The organism is Pseudomonas sp. NPDC089743, assembly GCF_044748785.1.
Lineage (GTDB): Bacteria > Pseudomonadota > Gammaproteobacteria > Pseudomonadales > Pseudomonadaceae > Aquipseudomonas > Aquipseudomonas putida_X.
The window spans coordinates 1-1154 of the sequence record NZ_JBIVGS010000043.1; the positions used below are offsets into that span (position 1 = coordinate 1).

The 1154-nt window shown below is 63.4% G+C and carries 1 protein-coding gene; it reads right to left on the reverse strand.

Annotation, left to right across the window (positions count from 1 at the left end):
* A partial coding sequence (locus tag ACIPZC_RS26030; protein WP_400630439.1) for an immunoglobulin-like domain-containing protein occupies positions 1-1154 on the reverse strand: 1154 nt, incomplete at both ends.

Below are 1154 nucleotides of genomic sequence, written 5' to 3' on the forward strand. Positions count from 1 at the left end.
GACACCGAGGCGGTGTACACCACGGTGCCGCCCTCGACCACGCTTGGAGTGGCGGTCAACGTGACGGTCGACGTGTCGAGCGTATCGCTGACGTTTGTCACGGCCTCCGCCGGATTCACTGCGAGGTTCTCGAAGTCACCACCGGTGGTGCCAGTAACGCTGACTTTGACCTGGCCCGCGTCTTTGTAGACGTCATCGGCTGGTGCGGCGACGGTCACTTGGCCAGAGGTCTGGCCGGCCGCAATATTGATGGTCGCGCCATTGCTCAGCGTCACGGTCATCGCCGAACCCGCTGGGTTGCTCAGCGTGGCGGTGTAGACGATCTGACCGCCTTCGGCGACATCGCCAGTGGCGCTCAGCACCAGGTTGGTAGTCGCCTGGGTAGCCGGACTGTCGGTGACCGTCGTGGTCGGGGTGCCCGCGGTATCCAGCTTCTCGTAATTACCACCGTCGACCTTGGTAATGCTGTTGGTCAACGGTGCATTGGTGTTGTAGACGTTGTTCGGCGCGGTGAAGTCGACCGAGCCGGACGACTCACCGACACCGATGGTGATGCTCTGGCCGTTGGCCAGGGTGACAACCAAGGGGCTGCCGGTGACCGGCGCCGACACCGAGGCGGTGTACACCACGGTGCCGCCCTCGACCACGCTTGGAGTGGCGGTCAGGGTCACCGTGCTGGTATCGAGCGTGTCGCTGACATTGGTCACGGCCTCAGCCGGATTGACTGCGAGGTTCTCGAAGTCGCCACCGGTAGTGCCAGTGATGGTGGCTTTGACCTGGCCGGCGTCTTGGTAGACGTCATCGGCCGGTGCTGCGACGGTCACTTGGCCAGTGGTCTGGCCTGCCGCGATATTGATGGTCGCGCCGTTGCTCAAGGTCACGGTCATCGCCGTGCCCGCCGGGTTGCTCAGCGTGGCGGTGTAAACGATCTGACCGCCTTCGGCAACATCGCCGGTGGCGCTCAGCACCAAGTTGGTGGTCGCCTGCGTAGCCGGGCTGTCGGTGACTGTGGTGGTCGGGGTGCCGGCGGTGTCGAGCTTCTCGTAATTACCGCCGTCGACCTTGGTAATGCTGTTGGTCAGCGGTGCATTGGTGTTGTAGACGTTGTTTGGCGCAACGAAGTTGACCGAGCCGGACGATTCGCCGACACCGAT